4 protein-coding genes and 1 pseudogene are annotated in these 3452 nt (G+C 61.4%); 1 reads left to right on the plus strand and 4 read right to left on the minus strand.

Translation table 11 applies throughout. The annotated features are described in order from the left end of the window. Positions 1–107: 107 nt before the first annotated feature. On the minus strand, positions 108–515 hold the full coding sequence (locus tag EN935_RS27190; RefSeq protein WP_109662561.1) for a DUF3168 domain-containing protein: 408 nt from the start codon (positions 513–515) through the stop codon (positions 108–110). A 319-nt stretch (positions 516–834) separates the two neighbouring features. On the opposite strand from EN935_RS27190, the gene EN935_RS27195 reads away from it, so the two are divergent. Beyond that, positions 835–1623 (plus strand): fumarylacetoacetate hydrolase family protein, encoded by a 789-nt coding sequence (locus tag EN935_RS27195; RefSeq protein WP_109663330.1) that lies wholly within the window; start codon positions 835–837, stop codon positions 1621–1623. 31 nt (positions 1624–1654) lie between these two features. On the opposite strand, the gene EN935_RS27200 is transcribed toward EN935_RS27195, so the two are convergent. The 3 genes and pseudogenes from EN935_RS27200 to EN935_RS27210 form a co-directional block, all read right to left on the minus strand. Continuing rightward, positions 1655–2290, minus strand: a complete 636-nt coding sequence (locus EN935_RS27200) for a LysE family translocator (RefSeq protein WP_109662558.1) — start codon at positions 2288–2290, stop codon at positions 1655–1657. A 110-nt stretch (positions 2291–2400) separates the two neighbouring features. Then, the gene (locus EN935_RS27205) at positions 2401–3207 is read right to left on the minus strand and encodes an ABC transporter permease (protein WP_109662555.1); all 807 of its coding nucleotides are present in this window, start codon (positions 3205–3207) and stop codon (positions 2401–2403) included. After that, a pseudogene (locus EN935_RS27210) lies at positions 3207–3452 on the minus strand (ABC transporter permease); the annotation flags it as partial. The pseudogene EN935_RS27210 and the gene EN935_RS27205, both read right to left, overlap by 1 nt.

Genomic DNA, 3452 nt, shown 5'->3' on the forward strand with positions numbered 1-3452 from the left:
CACTACACCCCTGAAACACGAGACAACCGATCGGGATTTCGCCGCCCAACCAAGCGAAATCCTGGAAACGCCAGTCTAGACTCCGTTTCGACCATATTGAAAGCACATCAGGCATTTTCCTGCGTTATGGCGCGAAAGCGCAGAAGCCCGTGATGCACGAGCAGATCCTCGTCATGGCGGGCCTCGGCGAATTCCAACGTCAACCGAGTCTGGCCACGAGGGCCAATCACCAGCGCTGCGTCGGCAAGGCGCGCCTTGATGGCGGCCATGATGGCAAGCGTTTCGGCTTCGCCATGGGCTTTCGACCAGATATGCAGCGTAATCAACTGGTCATCGGTGTTCTCAGCGCCGGTATCCCAGTCGAAGGCGCTGGTCTGGCCGCAGGTCACGTATGGAAAAGCGGTATTATCCGTTGCCCGTTCGAGCAGTCCGGCGCCGCCCAGCAACGCCGACAGTGATGCATCGCTTTTCAGCCTCAGAAACAGTGCCTGCTGCAAATCACCGGGCGCGGTCATCGTTTCTTCCTCCCTGTCGCGGCCTTGCGGATCATTGCCGCGCCAGAACCGCCGCTCAAGCGTATCCGGCTTCTGCCCGGCTTAGCCAATCAGCGGGCGCCGCGCAGCCTAACGATGAAGCTGCGAAGCGCAAGCACTCAGGGGCTGACAGAGGGCAGCTAGCTATGTTTGGCGAGCGGGGCATGAATGTGGACACTCGGTTCCTGGTCACCTAACCTTGCCGCATATGGGCGGGTCCACATGGCGGAATGTTTCTTGCTGGCTGTTCTCCACGAAGCGGCGGGCTGCGAATGCCTTCTTTCGATTTCCGGGGCTGATGATGCTTGATCCAGAACAGGCCAGGGCTGCGTCGCAGTTGCTGGTGGGCCATTGGGACAAGGGCACCCGTCTCGACGCCATACCCCCGGAGTTGCGGCCACAAACGCGGAGCGAAGGTTACGCTATCCAGTCGCATGTGCTGGATCGCTCGGTGGCTCCGCTTTTCGGCTGGAAGATTGCCGCAACCAGTCTGGCCGGACAAAGGCATATCAACGTCGACGGCCCGATGGCCGGGCGTCTGCTGGCAGAAAAAGCGGTCGAGGTCGGCGGGGCAGTGTCCCTGGCGACGAGCAAGATGCGTGTGGCCGAGATCGAATTCGCTTTCCGTTTCGGCCGCCAGCTGCCACCTCGCCCAGTACCCTATGAAATCGCCGAGGTGATGGAGGCCGTGGCGACCTTGCACCCGGCGATCGAAATACCGGACTCACGCTATGACGATTTCTGCGCCGTCGGGGCGCCGCAGCTCATAGCGGACAACGCCTGTGCCAATCTGTTCGTGATCGGCGAGGCTGTAGAAGGAGATTGGCGCGACGTGGATCTCGCGGAGCACCCGGTGGTCGCTTTCGTTTCTGGAAAGTCGCAGCACAACGGGACAGGGGCAGCTGTGTTGGGCGACCCTCGTATTGCGCTTACCTGGATCGTCAATGAACTGTCGGGGCTGGGCATAGCACTGCAGCCGGGACAGGTGGTGATAACCGGCACCTGCGTGACGCCGATAAGTGTCGAGGCCGGCGACGAAGTCACCGGCGATCTAGGCAGATTTGGTCGCGTCTCGGTGCGTTTTATCTAGTGCGCTCGGTGCTGCCTGACCGCAACGTGCTTCAGAGATGCCCAAGGGATTGCAGGATCAGAACGCTTGAAAGACCAAGCAGTGCGATACCATAGAGCCGGTCGATCCACACTGCGTTCGGGCCGGCCAGAAGCCTCGCCGCCCGTGATCCAAGCGTGGCATAAAGCATCAGGACGAAAACGTCCGCCGCTGCGATGATGATTGCCAGGACCGCGTATTGCATCGCGATCGGCTCGTTGCTGTCGACAAAGGGCGGCAGGACGGCGGGAAAGAACAGCCATGCCTCCGGGTTTGTAACCGCCACCACGAAACAGCGAACCATGAGAGCCTTGGTCGAGTGAGCCTTGTCGGGAAAGCCTGGATCGAACGCATGGCGGGATCCGGTGGAGCTGCGAAGCGCGCCGATAGCGATGAAAAGCAGATAGAAGGCGCCGACCATCCTGACAGCTGAAAGGTAGAATTCCGAAGCCACCAGAAGCGCTCCGAAGCCAAGCGCCACCATGCAGATTAGGACGATGTCCGAGAGCACCACACCGGCCATGCCAAAGAAGGCGTGCCTGATCCCGTAGCGTGACCCGTTGGTGATGGCGAGCACGACATCCGGCCCCGGAACCGCCATTCCGAGCACCGATATGAAGGCAAACGTCACCAGCGGCAGGTTTTCCATGGCGCTGGATAGTGTGCCGGCCGCAGACCTTCCGTAACGTCCTTCACATAGCGGTTAGGACTGTCGCGGATTTCCGTATGAATGGACCCGTTACGGTTGGGCGGTTTCGCCTAGTGCCCGCCGCGCTGCCTGGCCACGAAACTGCGCACCGCCAGCACCAGCACGGTGATGATGATCAGGATCACCGACAGGGCAGCGATCGCCGGGTCGATGTTGTCGCGCAGGCCCATCCACATCAGCCTGGGCAGCGTGATGGCGTTGACCGAGGTGATGAACAGGGTGACGCCGATTTCTTCCCAGGACAGGACGAAGGAGAGCAGTGCTGCGGTGATGATGCCGAACTTGATGTTGGGCATGATGACGCGGGTGGCGCGCTCCCACACCGTGGCGCCAAGACCGCGCGCGGCAAGGTCGATGCGCCGGTCGAGTTGGCTGAGCGAGACCAGGATCAGCACCGTGGCAAAAGGCACCGTCATCACCGCATGCGCCATAGCGACACCCAGCCAAGTGTCGTAGCCGAAAAAAGAGCTGAACCCCGAGATCGAGGTCAGCAGAAAGTAGAGCGTGATAGCCGAGACCACCGGCGGCACCACCATCGGCAGCAGCACGAAGCCGACCAGGGCCGCGGTGAAGCGCGGTTGAAACATCCACACGCCAAGGCTGAAACACAGTGCGAGCACGGTTGAAAAGGCGCTGCTGACGATTCCGATGCGGATGCTGAGCAGGATCGATTGGAGCCAGCGTGGATCCTCGATCAGCGCCCGGTAGTGGCGCAGCGACAGTTCGCCCGACGGCATCGCCAGCATGCGGCTCGGCGTCAGCGATACCGGGATGACGGCAAGCAGCGGCATCAGTAGGAACAACGCTACGAAGGCAGCGATGATCAGCGAGACGGGACCGGGGCGATAGGTCGGCATCAGATCAACTGCTTCGGTCTGACATAGCGGAACAGCAACGCCATCAGCGCGCCGACGAACAGCACCAGCACGACGCTGATCGCCGCCCCCAGACCCCAGTCCGGGCTCTGGAAGATCCTGAGATAGATCAGCTCGGCGATCATGACGCTGCGGCCGCCGCCGAGGATCGCCGGCGTGACGAAGAAGCCGAGTGAGAAGACGAACACGATCATCGCCGCGCCGATGATGCCGGAGCGCGTCATCGG

The sequence above is a fragment of the Mesorhizobium sp. M7D.F.Ca.US.004.03.1.1 genome, from assembly GCF_003998635.1.
Taxonomy (GTDB): Bacteria; Pseudomonadota; Alphaproteobacteria; order Rhizobiales; family Rhizobiaceae; genus Mesorhizobium; species Mesorhizobium loti.